Here is an 18,201-nt window from a genome sequence, read left to right as displayed (position 1 = left end):
GCGTGTTTGCAAGCAGGACAACCGGTTCCAATGCCCCATCAGATCGACAAAACAGCTTTGGTAATGCACTCGGCCGAGCGCATGTTCCACCTGGTAAACGACATTGCCCGTTACCCCGAATTCCTTCCCTGGTGTGCGGGCGCCGAGATTCATGAGCGGAATCCGGAGCAGATTACCGCTTCCCTGGAAGTTGCCAAGGGTGGCATACGGCATACCCTGACCACCCGGAATCAGCTGTTAATGCCTGATGCGATAGAGATGAACCTGGTGGAGGGTCCGTTTCGGAATTTGACCGGTCGCTGGCTCTTCAAATCGCTGGACGACAACGCCTGCAAGGTGATTCTCTCTCTTGAGTTTGAATTTTCCGGTTCCCTGTCCCGAATCACCTTCGGACCGGTGTTCAGCCAGGCCGCCAATACCATGGTGGATGCGTTCTGCCGCCGTGCGGATGATCTTTATCGGACGGAGGGTGCATGATTCAGGTGGAAGTGGCCTATGCCCGCCCGGACAAACAGGAAATTGTTCCGGTGAAGGCTCCTGAGGGGGTGACCGCGCTGGAGGCAGCGAAACTCTCAGGTATTGCTGATATTTTCCCGGAAATTGATGTGGATGCCACTGACATGGGCGTGTTCGGGAAGGTCATCAAGGATCCTGCGACCCATGAACTCCGCGAGGGAGACCGGGTGGAGCTCTACCGACCGCTCAGGATCGACCCGAAACAGGCGCGCCTGAATCGGGCGAAGAAGAAAGCCTGAGCTCAGTAAGCCGGGGTTTCTTCGAGCAGCTGTGCTTCGTAATGGGCGTATTGATCGCCTTCGTAATAAACGATGATTCGCTGCTCCGTGATATCGCCACCTTCCCGCTGAAACGTATACACATAGTATTCCCGGGAGAGATCGACCGGGTTCAGCATGAGTGGTGTTCCCATCACTGCATGCACCTGGCTGCGGGACATGCCCTCGGACAGTTGCGACAGCTCATCATCGGTTACGATGTTTCCCTGTTGGACGTTGATCTTGTAAACGCCCGGGAAACCACAACCGGATAGAACGAGAGTGAGAATGAGAGCTGTGAGCTTTTGCATCGCCGGGGGAAATCCTCTATCTTGAAATCGCCTGCCCGAGGCAGGTGTGACACGGGTTAACCGTTTACGTTTAATGGCGGCTTCATCATACCGGAAGCCGTGAGGCACACCAAAGAGTGAATAGTAACATGTCATCTGAAAACGCCGAATTACGAAAAGTCGGTCTGAAAGTGACTCTGCCGAGAGTGAAAATCTTCAACATACTGGAGACGGCCGAAGAGCATCATCTCAGCGCCGAGGATGTTTACAAGAAGCTTCTGGATCAGGGGGATGACGTGGGGCTGGCGACGGTCTACCGGGTGCTGACGCAGTTTGAGGCGGCAGGGCTGGTGCTGCGCCACAACTTTGAAGGCGGCCATGCCGTTTTTGAAATGGCCGGTGATGATCACCACGATCATATGGTTTGTACTCAGACCGGTGAGGTTATCGAGTTCTTCGATGAAATGATTGAAGAGCGTCAGAAGAAGATCGCCAAAGAGCGCGGTTACGAAATCGTGGACCACAGTCTGATTCTTTACGTCAAGCCGATCAAATCCTGATTCCGGCCCGCGGAAGCGCCAGGTAGAAGGAAGCGCCAGGCAGAAAAAGGGGGCGGGTGTTCAGGCCCGCCCCAACAGCTCTCAGGATCGAGAGGGGTAGAGGTTTGGTTCTTTCGGGTCAGTGGTGAGTTGCCTGACCCTTTGAAAACATTTCCCTGGCATGAGCGATCGTATGGTCTGTCATGTCCACACCGCCCAGCATTCGTGCCACTTCGCTGATTCTGCCCTGGTCGTCCAGTGTTTCGATTTTTGAGAAGGTGGCATCCTTATCAGTGAACTTGCTGACGAACAGGTGCTGATGGCACTGGGCCGCGACCTGCGGCAGGTGGGTGACACAAAGCACCTGACCATTGCTCCCCAGTGTGCGCAGCAGCCGGCCAACCACTTCGGCAGTGCCGCCGCCGATACCGACATCCACTTCGTCAAAGACCAGGGTCGGTGTGGTTGAGGTCTGGGCGACCACCACCTGAATCGCGAGACTGATACGTGACAGCTCGCCGCCGGAGGCAACCTTGGCCAGTGGTCGTGCCGGTTGCCCGGGGTTGGCGCTGACCAGAAATTCAATCTCCTCCAGACCGTGGGCCGCAGGTTCTTCGCCGGTGTTGCGGTTCAGATGGGTGATGAACTGCATGTTGGGCATGCTCAGCTGGCCGAGCTCTGCGGCTACGCGCTGGTCAAGCTCGGCGCCAGCCTTGGCGCGTGCCTCCGACAGTTGGCCAGCCAGCGCATCGAACCGGCTGCGCTGGCTGGCCAGTTCCGCTTCCAGCTGTTCCAGGCTGCCTTCTCCCCCTTCCAGTTCGGCCAGTTCGGCGCTCAGGCGCTGGTGCAGTTCCGGCAACTCTTCCGGGGTAATCCGGTGCTTCCGCGCCATCTGGTAGATGGCGCTCAGCCGTTCTTCCACTTCTGCCAGCCTGGCAGGATCCGCCTCGTAATCCTCGACAAAGTGGCGCAGGTTGTCGCCGGCTTCGCTGATCTGGATCTGGGCCTCGTTCAGCATCTGGATGGTGTCGGCCAGTGCCGGCACGTCTACCGGAAGCTGTTCCAGCTGCTGCAGGGCCTGGCGGACCAGATCGGCGGCGCTGGTCTCGTCTTCCGTGCACAGCAGGGCAGCCTGATGGCTGTTGTGCAGAACCGTGTCCGCCTGGCTCAGCTGTGCCTGTTCCTGTTCCAGCTGCTCCTGCTCGCCACTTTCCAGTGCCAGGCGGTCCAGTTCTTCCACCTGGTAACGCAGCAACTGAAGCTTGGCTTCCGCTTCATCGGCGTTTTGCTGCCGTTCGATCAGGCGCTGGCGGATCTGGTTCCAGGTTTTCCACGCCTCCCGGGTATCGGCGGCCAGGGCCTCGGCGCCGGCAAACTCATCCACCAGTTTGCGGTGTGTTTCCTTGCGCAGCAGGGACTGGTGCTGGTGCTGGCTGTGGATGTCCATCAGCACGCCGCCAAGTTCCTTGAGGTGATTCAGCGGGCAGGGCTGGCCATTGATATAGGCGCGGGAACGGCCGTCTTTGCTGATAACGCGGCGAAGTATACAGTCATTTTCATCATCCAGCTCATGCTCTGCGAGCCACTCGGTTGCCTCGGGGATGGTGGATACATCAAATGTGGCCGTGATGTCCGCGCGCTTGGCTCCGTGGCGAACTGCGCCGGCATCCGCACGGCCGCCCATGGCCAGGCCCAGGGCATCCAGCACGATGGATTTGCCGGCGCCGGTCTCGCCGGTAAGAGCAGTCATGCCTTTGCTGAACTGGAGTTCCACCCGTTCGGCGATGGCGTAGTTGGAAACCGTGAGCTGGGTAAGCATGCAGATAACCTCCGCGACTTTCTGAAAACCGGTTGAGCAGTCTTATATTACTGTTCGATGCTGTGAATACATACAGTAACTGTGAATATATACAGGGTTTTTCCTGTTTGCAAACCTGTGATGTGATTTTCTTCAGGAATGCAGGCGCCGGTGGTTGAAACCTGAAAGCGGGGCCCCATATCCGTTCGCAACGACATTTTTCCGGCGCGCTGCGGCCGGAGCCCATGTTCAACCGGCCACAGAAAAGAAGGCCGCTGAAGACCAAGCAGGAGTAGCCATGAGCACTGATGAGAACCGCAACGAGCACGAGGAGCTGAACGAAGCCCTTGAGGCTGCCAAAGAGGAAGCCCGGACGGCTGAAGAGGATTCCACCGAAGGCGAAACGTCTGAGGTGGATGCGCTGAAGGCTCAGGTTCAGGAGTTCCAGGAGCAGATGCTGCGCTCCCAGGCCGAGATGCAGAACGTGCGCCGTCGTGCCGAGATCGATGTGGAGAAAGCCCACAAGTTTGCCCTGGAGAAGTTCGTCAAGGAGCTGTTGCCGGTTGCAGACAGCCTGGAAAAGGCGGTTGAGAGCACCGAAGGCCAGGAAGAGTCCGGCGAGCTGGTGGCTTCCATTCGGGAAGGCGTGGAAATGACGCTGAGCCTGTTCATGTCCAGCCTGAAAAAATTCAATGTTGAGCCGGTTAACCCGGTGGGCGAACCGTTCGACCCCCGGCAACACGAGGCCATGTCCATGGTGCCGGCCCCGGACGCCGAACCCAACAGCGTGGTGGCCGTAGTGCAGAAAGGGTATCTGTTGAATGGCCGTGTGGTACGTCCGGCCATGGTGGTCGTCGCCAAAGCAGAAGATGCACCAAAAATTGATGAGCAGGCTTGAAAAGCCGATTAAAGCGCCAATATAGCCATTAAATAGCGACAGCGGAGGCCGGGCCTCCGGGAAAGCATTCAGAAGAATTGGAGTGACTCAATGAGCAAGATTATCGGTATAGATCTGGGAACGACCAACTCCTGTGTAGCCATCATGGATGGCGACAAGGTCAAGGTTATTGAAAACGCCGAGGGTGATCGCACCACCCCGTCCATCATCGCCTACACCGACGATGGTGAAACCCTGGTTGGCCAGTCAGCCAAGCGCCAGGCGGTCACCAACCCGAACAACACCCTGTACGCCATCAAGCGTCTGATCGGTCGTCGTTTTGAAGACGACGTGGTTCAGAAAGACATCAAAATGGTGCCGTACAAGATTGCCAAGGCGGACAATGGTGACGCCTGGGTAGAAGTTAAGGGCGAGAAAATGGCGCCGCCGCAGGTGTCTGCAGAAGTTCTGAAGAAGATGAAGAAGACTGCGGAAGACTACCTGGGCGAGAAGGTAACGGAAGCGGTTATTACCGTTCCGGCGTACTTTAACGACAGCCAGCGCCAGGCCACCAAAGATGCGGGCAAGATTGCCGGTCTGGATGTGAAGCGTATCATTAACGAGCCGACCGCGGCTGCCCTGGCCTATGGCATGGACAAGAAGAGCGGCGATCGCACCATCGCAGTTTACGACCTGGGTGGTGGTACCTTCGATCTGTCCATCATCGAGATCGCGGACGTGGACGGTGAGCACCAGTTTGAGGTTCTTGCCACCAACGGTGACACCTTCCTGGGTGGTGAAGACTTCGACCTGAAAATCATTGAATTCCTGGCAGACCAGTTCAAGAAAGACAGTGGCATCGATCTGCGTGGTGATTCCCTGGCGATGCAGCGTCTGAAGGAGGCTGGCGAGAAGGCCAAGATTGAGCTGTCCAGCAGCCAGCAGACTGACGTTAACCTGCCGTACATCACCGCGGATGCGTCTGGTCCCAAGCACATGAACGTGAAACTGACCCGCGCCAAGCTGGAATCCCTGGTGGAAGACCTGGTTCAGCGCAGCCTTGAGCCCTGTAAAGTGGCTCTGCAGGATGCCGGCATGAAGGCCGCCGAGATCGACGAGGTTATCCTGGTTGGTGGTCAGACCCGTATGCCGCTGGTGCAGGAGAAGGTAAAAGAGTTCTTCGGCAAAGAGGCTCGCAAGGACGTCAATCCGGACGAGGCCGTGGCCATGGGTGCTGCTATTCAGGCAGCCGTGCTGTCCGGTGATGTGAAAGACGTTCTGCTGCTGGACGTAACCCCGCTGACCCTGGGTATCGAAACCATGGGTGGCGTGGCGACTCCGCTGATCGAGAAGAACACGACTATTCCGACCAAGAAGTCGCAGACTTTCTCTACAGCGGAAGACAACCAGACCGCCGTAACCATTCACGTGGTTCAGGGTGAGCGCAAGCAGGCTGCCCAGAACAAGTCCCTGGGCCGTTTCGACCTGGCCGACATTCCGCCGGCCCAGCGCGGTGTGCCGCAGATCGAAGTCACCTTTGACATCGATGCCAACGGTATCCTGAACGTGTCCGCGAAGGACAAGGCCACCGGCAAGGAACAGTCCATCGTGATCAAGGCTTCTTCCGGCCTGAACGATGATGAAATCGAGAAGATGGTTCGTGACGCCGAAGCCAACGCTGACGAGGACCGCAAGTTCGAAGAGCTGGTCCAGGCCCGCAACCAGGGCGACGCGATGGTGCACGCCGTTCGCAAGACTCTGAAAGAGGCAGGCGACAAGGTCAGCGACAGCGAGAAAGAGTCTATCGAAGCTTCCATCAAAGAGCTGGAAGAAGCTCTGGAGGGTTCCAACAAGGAAGACATCGAGGCCAAGACCCAGAAGCTGACCGAAGTCTCTTCCGAGCTGGCCCAGAAGATGTACGCAGATCAGGCCGAGCAGGCACAGCAGGCTGGTGGGCAGGAAGATGCCCAGGCAAAGCAGGCTGACGACGCCGTGGACGCCGAGTTTGAAGAAGTGAAAGACGACGACAAGCGATAAATCTGAAGTACATCAGGCAGTTGGAAAACGCGGGGGCATCTCCGCGTTTTCCGCGTTTAAAAACAGGGTTTTAACAGCATGGCCAAGCGCGATTATTACGAAATTCTCGGGATTTCCCGGGATGCGGACGAGAAGGAAGTCAAGCGAGCCTATCGAAAGCTCGCGATGAAGTACCACCCCGACCGTAACCCGGACGACAGGGAAGCCGAGAACAAGTTCAAAGAGGCCAGCGAAGCCTACGAAATACTGGCGGACCAGTCCAGGCGGGCGGCGTACGACCAGTTCGGTCACGCCGGCGTAGATGGTCAGGCCGGTGGTGGGTTCGGAGGCGGCGGAGCCAGCTTCTCCGACATCTTTGGTGACGTATTCGGCGATATCTTCGGTGGTGGCGGCGGCCGTGGCCGCAGCACCCGTGGCGCCGACCTGCGTTACACCCTGGAGCTGGACCTGGAAGAAGCCGTCAAAGGCAAAACCGTCCAGATCAAGATTCCCGGACATCGCGAATGTGAAGTGTGTGGCGGCAGTGGCGCCGAAAAAGGCTCCCGCCCGGAAACCTGCGGTACCTGTAAGGGTATGGGGCAGGTACGTATGCAGCAGGGCTTCTTTACCGTGCAGCAGGCGTGTCCCACCTGCCGCGGTTCTGGCCAGATCATCAAGAACCCCTGCCAGGCCTGTCATGGCCAGGGTCGGGTTCAGGAAGAAAAGACGCTCTCTGTTAAAGTGCCGCCCGGCGTGGATACCGGCGACCGTATCCGCCTGTCCGGTGAAGGCGAAATGGGGGTCGATGGCGGACCTCCCGGTGACCTGTACGTACAGATCGCCGTGCGCGAGCACTCCCTGTTCACCCGTGATGGCCGCAACCTCTACTGTGAAGTGCCCATCAGCATCGTGGATGCGACCCTCGGCGGTGAGCTGGAAGTGCCGACCCTGGATGGCCGCGTGAAGCTCAAGATTCCGCCCGAAACCCAGACCGGCAAGCTTTTCCGCCTGCGCAACAAAGGCGTTAACCCGGTTCGTGGCGGCCCCGCAGGCGACTTGCTGTGCCGGGTGATTGTGGAAACACCGGTAAACCTGACCAAGCGCCAGAAAGAGCTGCTGAATGAGTTCCAGAAGACCCTCGATGCCAGCAACGGAAGCGATCACGGCCCCAAGAAAACCTCCTGGTTTGAGGGTGTGAAGAGCTTTTTCGACGAAATGAAATTCTGACGGGCCAAGCTCTTAGGGTTCAACAAGGGTTAAAAAGGGAAAGCGAGCATGAGGGTAGCAATCATCGGCGCCGCCGGGCGCATGGGAAAAGTGCTGATCGAGGCCGTTGACGGTACCGAAGGCCTTGAACTCGGTGCCGCCGTCGTAGAGCCGGGCAGCAGTCTGATCGGTGCCGACGCCGGCGAAATGACCGGCCTTGGCAAAACCGGCGTGAAAATGGCCGGCAGCCTGGCCGACGTGAAGGATGATTTCGATGTCCTCATCGATTTCACCTTCCCGGACCTGACCCTGGAAAACGCCGAGTTCTGCAAAGCCAGTGGCAAGATGCTCATCATTGGCACCACTGGCATGTCCGACGCCGAAAAACAGCAACTGGCTCTGACTGCAGAATCCACACCCGTGGTGTTTGCGCCTAATATGAGCGTCGGCGTTAACGTCGTCCTCAATCTGCTGCGCACTGCCGCTGCGACCCTGGGTGACGACTACGACGTCGAAATCATCGAGGCCCATCACCGCCACAAGAAGGACGCTCCTTCTGGCACCGCGCTTCGGATGGGTGAGGTTGTCGCTGATGCCCTTGGTCGCGATCTGAAAGAATGTGCCGTCTATGGCCGCGAAGGTTTTACGGGTGAGCGTACTCGCAGGGAAATCGGTTTTGAAACCATCCGTGCCGGTGATGTGGTGGGCGATCACACTGTGCTGTTCGCTACCGAAGGTGAGCGCATCGAAGTGACCCACAAGGCCAGCAGCCGGATGACCTTTGCGAAGGGCGCCATGAGGGCGGCGCTCTGGCTGAAGGGTAAGCCGGCCGGACTTTATGATATGCAGGATGTTCTGGATTTGAAGTGAGGGCTTTTCCCGTGGACAAAAACCGCCATATTTTTTACAATGAGGCGGTTTAACTGCACCAAGCGTAGCTTTGAAAAACGCCCAGGGAACAAAAACCGTTCCCGGCCTACAAAAAAGCGGGACGGAGTTCTGACTCCCTCTCGCTTTTTTGCGACCTGAATTTGCGCTTGCGTTCCTGTTCGTGACGAACCGATACGCCACTCGATGAGGATACAAGCCTTGAGCACACCAGCAATCCTTGCACTCGCAGACGGAAGCCTGTTCTACGGCAGCGCCATTGGCGCTGACGGAGAAACCAGTGGTGAAGTGGTGTTCAACACCGCCATGACCGGTTACCAGGAAATCCTGACCGACCCGTCCTATTCCCGCCAGATCGTCACCCTGACATACCCGCATATCGGCAACACCGGTGTGAACGAAGAAGACGTCGAGTCAGATCGCATCCAGGCCGCCGGCCTGATCATCCGGGATCTGCCGCTGCTGGCCAGCAACTGGCGCAACAAGGGAAATCTGGACGACTACCTGCGAAGCAACAACATTGTTGGGATCGCCGGCATTGATACCCGCCGCCTGACCCGGATCCTGCGGGACAGGGGCTCCCAGAACGGCGCCATCGTGGCTGGCGAAAACGCGACTGCCGAGCGCGCACTGGAGCTGGCCAAAGCCTTCCCCGGCCTCAAGGGCATGGATCTGGCGAAAGAAGTCACCTCCGACAGGATCCGGTCCTGGAGTGAGACCGAGTGGACCCTGGGCGAGGGCTACGGTGAGCGGAAAGAAGCAAGGTTCAAGGTGGTTGCCTGGGATTACGGTGTAAAGCTGAACATCCTGCGCATGCTCGCGTCCCGTGACTGCGACATCACCGTAGTGCCGGCCCAGACCCCGGCCTCGGAAGTGCTGGCGATGAATCCGGACGGTGTGTTCCTGTCCAATGGCCCGGGGGATCCCGAGCCCTGCGATTACGCCATCACTGCCATTAAAGAAGTGCTGGAAACCGACATCCCGGTCTTTGGTATCTGCCTGGGCCACCAGCTCCTGGCCCTCGCCAGCGGCGCCAAAACCATGAAGATGGGCCACGGCCACCACGGTGCCAACCATCCGGTACAGGACCTGGTCCAAGGCACAGTGATGATCACCAGCCAGAACCACGGCTTTGCCGTGGATGAGGCAACACTGCCTGCCAATCTGGAGGCGACTCACAAGTCCCTGTTCGATGGCACATTGCAGGGCATCCGCCGGACCGATAAGCCGGCCTACAGCTTCCAGGGACACCCGGAAGCCAGCCCCGGTCCTCATGACGTGGCGCCCCTGTTCGACGAGTTTATCCGCCTGATGGAGACGCGATCTGCCTGAGGCTGATCGCCACGGAAAACTCACGGGCGCCGCGTGTTGCGCTGCCAGAATTCAACAGTTGCTGACAGGTATACCAAGACATGCCAAAACGTACCGACATCCAAAGCATCCTGATCCTGGGCGCCGGCCCCATCGTGATCGGGCAGGCGTGCGAGTTTGATTACTCCGGAGCCCAGGCCTGCAAGGCGCTGCGCGAAGAGGGTTACCGGGTGATCCTGGTTAACTCCAACCCGGCGACCATCATGACCGACCCGGTGATGGCCGATGCCACCTACATTGAGCCGATCACCTGGAAAACCGTTGAAAAGATCATCGAGAAAGAGCAGCCGGATGCACTGCTGCCCACCATGGGTGGCCAGACTGCGCTGAACTGCGCGCTGGATCTGGAAAGGCAGGGCATCCTGGAAAAGCACGGCGTGGAAATGATCGGTGCCAACGCCGATACCATCGACAAGGCTGAGGACCGCGATCGCTTTGACAAGGCCATGAAAAAAATCGGCCTGGAGTGTCCGCGCGCGACCATCGCCCACACCATGGCGGAAGCCTGGGAAGTGGCAGACGACATCGGTTTCCCCTGCATTATCCGCCCATCCTTCACCATGGGCGGCTCCGGCGGCGGTATTGCCTACAACCGCGACGAATTCGAGGAAATCTGTACCCGTGGTCTGGACCTGTCCCCGACCAACGAGCTGCTGATCGACGAATCCCTGATCGGCTGGAAAGAGTACGAGATGGAAGTTGTCCGCGACAAGAACGACAACTGCATCATCGTCTGTGCCATCGAGAACTTCGATGCCATGGGCGTGCACACCGGTGATTCCATTACCGTGGCCCCGGCCCAGACCCTGACCGACAAGGAATACCAGATCATGCGGAACGCCTCCCTGGCGGTGCTGCGTGAGATCGGTGTGGAAACCGGTGGCTCCAACGTCCAGTTCGGCATCAACCCGGACACCGGCCGCATGGTGGTGATCGAGATGAACCCGCGGGTGTCCCGTTCTTCCGCCCTGGCCTCCAAGGCCACCGGCTTCCCGATCGCCAAGGTCGCCGCCAAGCTGGCGGTGGGCTACACCCTGGACGAGCTGCGCAACGAAATCACCGGTGGCGTCACCCCGGCCTCGTTCGAGCCCAGCATCGACTACGTGGTCACCAAGATTCCCCGGTTTACCTTCGAGAAATTCCCCCAGGCCGACGCCCGCCTGACCACCCAGATGAAATCCGTGGGTGAGGTTATGGCCATTGGCCGGACCTTCCAGGAATCTCTGCAGAAAGCCCTGCGCGGGCTGGAAGTGGGCTCTGAAGGCTTTGATGAGAAACTTGAGGACCTGGATTCCGAAAACTCCCGGGAAACCCTGACCCGTGAACTGAACGTGCCCGGTGCCGACCGGATCTGGTACATTGGGGATGCCTTCCGCGCCGGCCTGAGCGTAGATGATGTCTTCCAGCACACCCACGTGGACCCCTGGTACCTGGTGCAGATCGAGGACCTGATCAAGGAAGAGCAGGCGCTCAAGAGTGCCGGCAAGGCCGACATCGACCAGGCCACCCTGTTCCGCCTCAAGCGCAAGGGCTTCTCCGACGCTCGCCTGGCCAGGCTGCTGGGCATCTCCGAAGTGAGCCTGCGCAAGCTGCGTCACGAGCTGGACATCCGTCCGGTGTACAAGCGGGTGGACACCTGCGCCGCGGAATTCGCCTCCGACACCGCCTACATGTACTCCACCTATGAGGAAGAGTGCGAGGCGGATGCCAGTGATCGCGAAAAGATCGTGGTGATCGGTGGCGGCCCGAACCGGATCGGTCAGGGTATCGAGTTCGATTACTGCTGTGTTCACGCGGCCCTGGCCATGCGTGAGGACGGCTATGAAACCATCATGATCAACTGCAACCCGGAGACCGTGTCCACCGACTACGACACCTCCGATCGGTTGTACTTCGAGCCGATCACCCTGGAAGACGTGCTGGAAATCATCCACGTTGAAAAACCCAAGGGTGTGATTGTCCAGTACGGCGGCCAGACTCCGCTGAAGCTGGCCCGTGGCCTGGAGGCGGCCGGCGTGCCCATTACTGGCACCAGCCCGGACGCCATCGACCGCGCCGAGGACCGGGAGCGGTTCCAGCAGATGATCACCCGCCTGGGCCTGAAGCAGCCGGAAAACGCCACCGTGCGCAGCCACGAGGAAGGCATTCTGGCGGCCCGTGAAATCGGCTACCCGCTGGTGGTGCGTCCGTCCTACGTGCTGGGCGGCCGGGCCATGGAGATCGTCTACGACGAGGAAGAACTGGTGCGCTACATGCGCAACGCGGTTCTGGTCTCCAACGATAGCCCGGTGCTGCTGGATCACTTCCTGAATGCCGCCATCGAGGTGGACATTGACGCCATCTGCGACGGCAAGGACGTGGTCATCGGTGGCATCATGCAGCACATCGAACAGGCCGGCGTACACTCCGGCGACTCCGCCTGTTCGCTGCCGCCGTACACCCTGTCCCAGCAGGTTCAGGACGAGATGCGCGACGCGGTCAGGAAGATGGCCATCGAGCTGGATGTGGTGGGCCTGATGAATGTCCAGCTGGCCTGGCAGGACGGCGAGATCTACGTGATCGAGGTCAACCCGCGCGCGTCCCGGACTGTGCCCTTTGTGTCCAAGGCCATTGGTGTGTCCCTGGCCAAGGTGGCGGCCCGGGTGATGGCGGGCAGGACCCTGAAGGAACTGGAGTTCACCCAGGAAATCATCCCGCGCTACTACGCGGTGAAGGAATCGGTATTCCCGTTCAACAAGTTCCCGGCGGTGGATCCGATCCTCGGGCCGGAAATGAAGTCGACCGGTGAGGTCATGGGCCTGGGTGACAGCTTTGATGAGGCCTTTGCCAAGGCCGCCCTCGCGATCGGCGATCGCTTGCCGACCAAGGGAACTGCGTTCATGTCGGTGCGCGACGTGGATAAGCCGGGCGCCGCGAAAGTTGCCCGTGATCTGGTTGAGGCCGGTTTCAAGGTGATTGCTACTACCGGTACCGCCAAGGCCCTGAAAGAGGCCGGAATTGAGGTTGACCGGGTGAACAAGGTCCGTGAAGGTCGTCCGCACATCGTGGATGCCATCAAGAACGGTCAGGTTCAGCTGATCATCAATACCACCGAAGGTCGCAAGGCGATTTCCGACTCGGCCCAGATCCGCCAGTCGGCATTGCAGACCAAGGTAACCTACACAACGACACTGGCGGGCGGCGAAGCCTTCTGCCGGGCCATCAAGTTCGGCCCGGAGCGCACTGTACGCCGCCTTCAGGATCTTCACGCAGGAAAGTGAGACTATGGCTGACAGAGTACCGATGACAAAGGAGGGGGAGAGCCGCCTCCGCCAGGAACTTCAGAAGCTGAAGTCCGAAGATCGTCCCCGGGTGATTGCGGCCATTGCCGACGCCCGTGAGCACGGCGACCTGAAAGAAAACGCGGAATACCATGCCGCCCGGGAGCAGCAAAGCTTTATCGAGGGCCGTATCCAGGAAATCGAGGGCAAGCTGTCGGGCGCCCAGGTGATTGATGTCACCGCCATGGAGAACACCGGAAAGGTGATTTTTGGCACCACTGTCCATCTGCTCAACATGGACACGGATGAGCAAGTCATCTACAAAATCGTTGGTGAGGACGAAGCCGACATCAAGGCAGGGAAGTTGTCGATTTCCTCACCCATCGCCCGGGCCCTTGTTGGCAAGAGTGAAGGTGACGTGGTCGCGATTCGCGTGCCCTCTGGTACCGTGGAATACGAGATCGAGGAAGTCGAATACGTCTGATCACCCGGTGCGGTGAACATGGGGTCAGATGAAAGCTTTCATCTGACCCCATGTTCACGTTTCCTGCTTCCCGGGCGTCGGATCAGTGCTTGTGGCGCAGTAGGTTGGACAGCTTGGGGTTGGGTTTCTTCGCGCGGCGCAGGATCACGGCGATTTTGCCGATGGTCTGGACCAGCTCGGCGCCGGAACTCTCGCAAAGTGCCGCGATGGCTTCCTGCCTTGCTTCGCGATCCTGGTTTGCCACCTTGATCTTGATCAGCTCGTGATCATTCAGGGCGCGCTCCAGTTCTTCCTGCAGCCCCTCCGACAGACCTTTGTCGCCAACGATGATGACCGGCTTCAGATTGTGGGCAATGGCCCGGTATTCCCGGCGCTGTTCCGGTGAAAGACTCATGATGTAATCTCTTTATCGATGCAATTAACAAAAGGTCAGCGGCACATGCGCAGACTTGAACGTATAATCGAAGGATTGTAACAGATCGTCTTGCCGTAAAAATGGCCGTTAACATGTATTGAAGTTATTGAAGTGGTCGCTGGCAGGCCGAAGGAACAAATTGATCGACTCTGGGTCAAAAAGTACCAGGAAGTTGGGGGGTGGTCTGGTGTCGCTGTTGTAATTTCAGATATGGCGCCCACTATGAATGGTATGGCCGCTTTTCATCGGAAAATCTGTATGTCCCGTGTGGCCGATACGGATGGGCCGTTTCTGGTGGACGGGCGTACAATTGGTGTAAGGTGTCTGAAAAGGGTGCTTTCGAAAAGCTAACCCTTCAATTCACAGGTGATGATCCTTGAACGATATGGCAAAAAATCTGGTTCTCTGGCTAATTATAGCCGCCGTGCTGCTGATGGTGTTTCAGAATTTCTCTCCCACCACCACCGGCCAACAAGTCAATTATTCCCAGTTTGTGGAGATGGTCCAGCAAGGGCAGGTCCGTCAGGTCACAATCGATGGGCTGGAGGTTCAGGGTACCCGTGGTGACGGCTCCCAGTTCCAGACAATCCGTCCGCAGGTGTCTGACAACAAGCTGATGGACGATCTTCTCGCGAACAACGTTGAGGTTATCGGTAAGCAGCCTGAGCGCCAGAGCCTGTGGACACAGTTGCTGGTGGCTGCGTTCCCGATACTGATCATCATCGCGCTGTTTGTCTTCTTCATGCGCCAGATGCAGGGAGGTGGCGGCGGCAAAGGCCCCATGTCCTTCGGCAAGAGCAAGGCCCGTCTGATGAGTGAAGATCAGATCAAGACAACCTTCGGTGACGTGGCCGGCGTTGATGAGGCCAAGGAAGACGTCAAAGAACTGGTGGACTTCCTGCGGGATCCCAGCAAATTCCAGCGTCTTGGCGGCAGCATTCCCAAAGGCGTTCTGATGGTGGGTCAGCCGGGCACTGGTAAAACCCTGCTCGCCAAAGCCATTGCCGGTGAAGCCAAGGTGCCGTTCTTTTCCATCTCCGGTTCCGACTTCGTGGAAATGTTCGTGGGCGTGGGTGCATCCCGTGTTCGCGACATGTTCGAGCAGGCCAAAAAGCAGAGCCCGTGCATCATCTTTATCGACGAGATTGATGCGGTCGGTCGTCATCGTGGCGCCGGTATGGGTGGTGGTCATGATGAGCGCGAGCAGACCCTGAACCAGTTGCTGGTTGAGATGGACGGCTTTGAAGGCAACGAAGGCGTTATCGTCATCGCCGCCACCAACCGTCCGGACGTTCTGGACCCCGCGCTGTTGCGCCCGGGCCGTTTCGACCGCCAGGTGGTCGTTGGCCTGCCGGATATCATCGGCCGCGAGCAGATCCTCAAGGTGCACATGAAGAAGGTGCCCCTGGCGGATGGCGTAGAACCGGCTCTGATTGCCCGTGGTACACCCGGATTCTCCGGTGCTGACCTGGCCAACCTGGTGAATGAAGCTGCCCTGTTTGCGGCGCGTCGTGACCAGCGCCTGGTTTCCATGGAAGAGTTCGAGCTGGCCAAAGACAAGATCATGATGGGCGCCGAGCGTAAGTCCATGGTCATGAGTGAGAAGGAAAAGCGGAACACGGCTTACCATGAATCTGGCCATGCCATTGTCGGCCGGCTGATGCCGGAGCATGACCCGGTTTACAAGGTCAGCATTATTCCTCGCGGCCGTGCGCTGGGTGTGACCATGTTCCTCCCTGAAGAGGATAAGTACAGCCACAGCAAGCGTTTCCTGATCAGCTCCATCTGCAGTCTTTTCGGTGGCCGTGTTGCCGAAGAGCTGACCCTTGGGTTTGATGGCGTTACCACCGGTGCATCCAATGATATCGAGCGGGCGACCAGCCTGGCCCGCAACATGGTGACCCGCTGGGGGCTGTCCGAAAAGCTTGGGCCGCTTCAGTACGACACTGACAGCGAAGAGCCGTTCCTCGGCATGTCCGCCGGCCAGTCCCAGACGGTGTACTCGCCGGAAACGGCCCAGCGGATTGACGAAGAAGTCCGCAACATCATTGACACCTGCTACGAAAAGGCCAGGCAGATTCTGATCGATAACCGCGACAAGCTCGACATGATGGCCGATGCGCTGATCAAGTACGAAACCATCGATCGTCACCAGATCGACGACATCATGGAGGGCCGAACACCTCGTCCGCCGAAAGGTTGGGGAGACAGTGGTCCCGCAGGTGGTGTGAAAGTCGATGAGCCTGAAGTGGCGCCGGAGCCCAAGGCTTCCGATGACGGTCGTCATCCGGGTGTCGGCCGACCTGCCGGAGAGCATTGACTCTGCCGGCCAGGAAACCCCTGTAGCTCCCAGCGCCGCCCGGATCCCGGGCGGCGTTTGTTTTGGTGCGCCAGGCATGGCGCGTAGCGCCTTGACGGGCGCTGTTCCGGTACAGGTGGTGCTGGCCGGATGACTTGGGGGTGCAAGTCCCCTGTGGGCCCGGTAAGGGGAACCACTAGCCGGACGGCAAGGGTGTCCATCGCGAGGTGGAATCTGAAGGAAGCCGCAGGCAAAACACTGACCTGACGAACAGAAATCGCATACGAGGCGGTCACACCGGGTAAGGCGGCCAATATCGTCAAAGCCCGATACTTGCACAGAAGGTGTGAACGTAGATGCGGCGGGTATAAGTGTGAAGGTCACGCGTCTTACCCTGGGAAGTCTGGTTTTCTGCCACCGTGCTACTCACCTCGTGAGGGGTGGGGATGGGAAGCCAGAACTCAGCAGAGGCCATAGTAGGTGTGTCACCGCACACTGAAGGGCTGAACATGGTTGACCGCAAGTAGGCGATGAGTGCTCGTGGTGTGCTTATGAAGACAGAAGCGGCCCGGATGGGTCAGGGCAATCAGGGAGGCGCCGGACGGAATCCGGCAGAGACTGGTGCCCGTGTCGAGGCAGACGCGGAGGCTCATTCGTGGACGAACGCGGAGCCGAACGCGCGGATGGAACAGGTGCTTGAGCGCCCGAACCTGATGCGTGCGTATCAGCGGGTGGTGTCCAACAAGGGCGCAGCTGGCGTCGATCAGATGCCCACAACGGCCCTGAAAGGCCACCTGCAACAGCATTGGCCAACGGTGCGTGAGCGCTTATTGGCCGGACGCTACCATCCTCAGCCCATACGCCGGGTCAGTATCCCCAAGCCGCAAGGCGGCGAACGGGTACTGGGTATTCCGACGGTACAAGATCGCCTGATTCAACAAGCCCTTCACCAAGTGCTGAGCCCGATGCTGGAACCGACCTTCTCGGATCACAGTTACGGCTTCCGGCCTGGGAGAAGTGCCCATCAGGCGGTCAAGGCGATGCAGCAGCACATCAATGAGGGCCACCGTTGGGTGGTCGATCTGGATCTGGCCCAGTTCTTTGACCGGGTCAACCACGATGTGCTGATGAGCCTGCTGGCTCGTCGCATCACCGACCGCCGGATACTGACCCTGATCCGACGTTATCTGGAAGCCGGCATGCTGGACGGTGGGGTGGTCAGCCCGAGACGGGAAGGGACGCCACAAGGCGGCCCGCTCTCGCCTCTGCTCTCCAATGTTCTTTTGACCGAACTGGACAGGGAGCTGGAGCGCCGGGGCCATCGGTTCTGCCGCTACGCGGACGACTGCAATATCTACGTTCGTAGCAAGCGAGCCGGGCACCGGATCATGGCCAGCCTCACCCACTATCTGGAAACGCACTTGCGCCTGAAGATCAACACGGAGAAAAGCGCCGTGGATCGGCCTTGGCGCCGGAGCTATCTGGGTTACAGCGTAAGCTGGCACAAACAGGTTCGGCTGAGGATTGCGCCCAAGAGCCTGAAAGCTCATCAGGCCAACCTGCGTCAGTTGCTCCGACGATCACGGGGGCGATCGCTGCTGACCACCATCCAACACCTGAATCCAGTGCTGCGAGGGTGGGCGAACTACTACCGCCTGACCGACTCAAAGCGCTCGGTAGAGGCGATGGACGGGTGGGTACGGCGACGACTCCGCCTGATCCTGTGGCGACAATGGAAGCGAGTTCACACTCGAGCTCGCAACCTGATGCGGCTTGGACTGGTGGAGGAACGGGCTTGGAAAAGCGCGACAAACGGGCGCGGGCCTTGGTGGAATAGCGGGGCATCGCATATGAATGCCGCACTCCCCAAGAAGGTCTTTAACCGCCTGTCTCTGGTAAGCTTGTTGGATACGATGACTCGGCTTCAGAGCCAGCCATGAACCGCCGTATACGGAACCGTACGTACGGTGGTGTGAGAGGACGGG

15 protein-coding genes are annotated in these 18,201 nt (G+C 58.8%); 12 read left to right on the top strand and 3 right to left on the bottom strand.

All coding sequences use genetic code 11. The features are described 5' to 3' along the window. The first annotated feature begins 30 nt into the window (after window positions 1–30). Together NLK58_RS10335 and NLK58_RS10330 are read left to right on the top strand one after the other, a co-directional pair. Window positions 31–477 carry a type II toxin-antitoxin system RatA family toxin gene (locus NLK58_RS10335; RefSeq protein ID WP_117618423.1) on the top strand — a complete coding sequence of 149 codons (447 nt, stop codon included), beginning with the start codon at window positions 31–33 and terminating at the stop codon, window positions 475–477. Continuing rightward, window positions 474–755, top strand: coding sequence for an RnfH family protein (locus tag NLK58_RS10330; RefSeq protein WP_162893710.1), 282 nt, complete (start codon window positions 474–476; stop codon window positions 753–755). The genes NLK58_RS10335 and NLK58_RS10330 overlap by 4 nt, the downstream gene beginning before the upstream one ends. 2 nt (window positions 756–757) lie before the next feature. Here NLK58_RS10330 and NLK58_RS10325 read toward each other — a convergent pair whose 3' ends face one another. Continuing rightward, window positions 758–1,084 carry an outer membrane protein assembly factor BamE gene (locus NLK58_RS10325; protein WP_117618422.1) on the bottom strand — a complete coding sequence of 109 codons (327 nt, stop codon included), beginning with the start codon at window positions 1,082–1,084 and terminating at the stop codon, window positions 758–760. 128 nt (window positions 1,085–1,212) lie between these two features. Here NLK58_RS10325 and fur point away from each other — a divergent pair, with 128 nt between their 5' ends. Then, window positions 1,213–1,623, top strand: a complete 411-nt coding sequence (fur, locus tag NLK58_RS10320; protein ID WP_117618421.1) for a ferric iron uptake transcriptional regulator — start codon at window positions 1,213–1,215, stop codon at window positions 1,621–1,623. 118 nt (window positions 1,624–1,741) lie between these two features. On the opposite strand, the gene recN is transcribed toward fur, so the two are convergent. Further along, window positions 1,742–3,421: a DNA repair protein RecN gene (gene recN / locus NLK58_RS10315; protein WP_117618420.1), complete on the bottom strand. Its 1,680-nt coding sequence runs from the start codon at window positions 3,419–3,421 to the stop codon at window positions 1,742–1,744. Window positions 3,422–3,698: 277 nt separating this feature from the next. Here recN and grpE point away from each other — a divergent pair, with 277 nt between their 5' ends. The 7 genes from grpE to greA all read left to right on the top strand — a co-directional run bounded on the left by grpE (window position 3,699) and on the right by greA (window position 13,502). Next, window positions 3,699–4,298 carry a nucleotide exchange factor GrpE gene (gene grpE, locus NLK58_RS10310; RefSeq protein WP_117618419.1) on the top strand — a complete coding sequence of 200 codons (600 nt, stop codon included), beginning with the start codon at window positions 3,699–3,701 and terminating at the stop codon, window positions 4,296–4,298. A gap of 90 nt (window positions 4,299–4,388) precedes the next feature. Then, complete coding sequence (dnaK, locus tag NLK58_RS10305; RefSeq protein WP_117618418.1) at window positions 4,389–6,314, top strand: molecular chaperone DnaK; 1,926 nt, start codon at window positions 4,389–4,391, stop codon at window positions 6,312–6,314. 78 nt (window positions 6,315–6,392) lie between these two features. Further along, the gene (gene dnaJ, locus NLK58_RS10300) at window positions 6,393–7,520 is read left to right on the top strand and encodes a molecular chaperone DnaJ (protein WP_117618417.1); all 1,128 of its coding nucleotides are present in this window, start codon (window positions 6,393–6,395) and stop codon (window positions 7,518–7,520) included. Window positions 7,521–7,568: 48 nt separating this feature from the next. Then, the gene (gene dapB / locus NLK58_RS10295) at window positions 7,569–8,369 is read left to right on the top strand and encodes a 4-hydroxy-tetrahydrodipicolinate reductase (RefSeq protein WP_117618416.1); all 801 of its coding nucleotides are present in this window, start codon (window positions 7,569–7,571) and stop codon (window positions 8,367–8,369) included. 219 nt (window positions 8,370–8,588) lie between these two features. After that, window positions 8,589–9,719: a glutamine-hydrolyzing carbamoyl-phosphate synthase small subunit gene (carA, locus tag NLK58_RS10290; protein WP_117618415.1), complete on the top strand. Its 1,131-nt coding sequence runs from the start codon at window positions 8,589–8,591 to the stop codon at window positions 9,717–9,719. A gap of 80 nt (window positions 9,720–9,799) precedes the next feature. Beyond that, on the top strand, window positions 9,800–13,018 hold the full coding sequence (carB, locus tag NLK58_RS10285; protein ID WP_341582750.1) for a carbamoyl-phosphate synthase large subunit: 3,219 nt from the start codon (window positions 9,800–9,802) through the stop codon (window positions 13,016–13,018). A 22-nt stretch (window positions 13,019–13,040) separates the two neighbouring features. Further along, window positions 13,041–13,502, top strand: coding sequence for a transcription elongation factor GreA (gene greA, locus NLK58_RS10280; protein WP_376788089.1), 462 nt, complete (start codon window positions 13,041–13,043; stop codon window positions 13,500–13,502). An 82-nt stretch (window positions 13,503–13,584) separates the two neighbouring features. Here greA and yhbY read toward each other — a convergent pair whose 3' ends face one another. Further along, complete coding sequence (yhbY, locus tag NLK58_RS10275) at window positions 13,585–13,896, bottom strand: ribosome assembly RNA-binding protein YhbY (protein WP_117618412.1); 312 nt, start codon at window positions 13,894–13,896, stop codon at window positions 13,585–13,587. Between the two features lie 397 nt (window positions 13,897–14,293). On the opposite strand from yhbY, the gene ftsH reads away from it, so the two are divergent. After that, the gene (ftsH, locus tag NLK58_RS10270; RefSeq protein ID WP_264756473.1) at window positions 14,294–16,237 is read left to right on the top strand and encodes an ATP-dependent zinc metalloprotease FtsH; all 1,944 of its coding nucleotides are present in this window, start codon (window positions 14,294–14,296) and stop codon (window positions 16,235–16,237) included. A 530-nt stretch (window positions 16,238–16,767) separates the two neighbouring features. Next, window positions 16,768–18,156 carry a group II intron reverse transcriptase/maturase gene (gene ltrA / locus NLK58_RS10265; RefSeq protein WP_117620288.1) on the top strand — a complete coding sequence of 463 codons (1,389 nt, stop codon included), beginning with the start codon at window positions 16,768–16,770 and terminating at the stop codon, window positions 18,154–18,156. The last annotated feature ends 45 nt before the right edge of the window (window positions 18,157–18,201 follow it).

The organism is Marinobacter metalliresistant (assembly GCF_038098645.1).
Classification (GTDB): domain Bacteria; phylum Pseudomonadota; class Gammaproteobacteria; order Pseudomonadales; family Oleiphilaceae; genus Marinobacter; species Marinobacter metalliresistant.
The sequence above is the reverse complement of the archived record's forward strand: the minus strand, read 5'-3'. Positions and strand labels throughout refer to the sequence as shown.

What these genes read in the sequence shown, in the direction of transcription:
- ltrA (WP_117620288.1), top strand. Translation starts at nt 16,768, where the DNA reads ATGAAGACAGAAGCGGCCCGGATGGGTCAGGGCAATCAGGGAGGCGCC.
- grpE (WP_117618419.1), top strand. Translation starts at nt 3,699, where the DNA reads ATGAGCACTGATGAGAACCGCAACGAGCACGAGGAGCTGAACGAAGCC.
- recN (WP_117618420.1), bottom strand. Translation starts at nt 3,421, where the DNA reads ATGCTTACCCAGCTCACGGTTTCCAACTACGCCATCGCCGAACGGGTG.
- yhbY (WP_117618412.1), bottom strand. Translation starts at nt 13,896, where the DNA reads ATGAGTCTTTCACCGGAACAGCGCCGGGAATACCGGGCCATTGCCCAC.
- dnaK (WP_117618418.1), top strand. Translation starts at nt 4,389, where the DNA reads ATGAGCAAGATTATCGGTATAGATCTGGGAACGACCAACTCCTGTGTA.
- fur (WP_117618421.1), top strand. Translation starts at nt 1,213, where the DNA reads ATGTCATCTGAAAACGCCGAATTACGAAAAGTCGGTCTGAAAGTGACT.
- NLK58_RS10325 (WP_117618422.1), bottom strand. Translation starts at nt 1,084, where the DNA reads ATGCAAAAGCTCACAGCTCTCATTCTCACTCTCGTTCTATCCGGTTGT.
- NLK58_RS10335 (WP_117618423.1), top strand. Translation starts at nt 31, where the DNA reads ATGCCCCATCAGATCGACAAAACAGCTTTGGTAATGCACTCGGCCGAG.
- dapB (WP_117618416.1), top strand. Translation starts at nt 7,569, where the DNA reads ATGAGGGTAGCAATCATCGGCGCCGCCGGGCGCATGGGAAAAGTGCTG.
- greA (WP_376788089.1), top strand. Translation starts at nt 13,041, where the DNA reads ATGACAAAGGAGGGGGAGAGCCGCCTCCGCCAGGAACTTCAGAAGCTG.
- NLK58_RS10330 (WP_162893710.1), top strand. Translation starts at nt 474, where the DNA reads ATGATTCAGGTGGAAGTGGCCTATGCCCGCCCGGACAAACAGGAAATT.
- carB (WP_341582750.1), top strand. Translation starts at nt 9,800, where the DNA reads ATGCCAAAACGTACCGACATCCAAAGCATCCTGATCCTGGGCGCCGGC.
- dnaJ (WP_117618417.1), top strand. Translation starts at nt 6,393, where the DNA reads ATGGCCAAGCGCGATTATTACGAAATTCTCGGGATTTCCCGGGATGCG.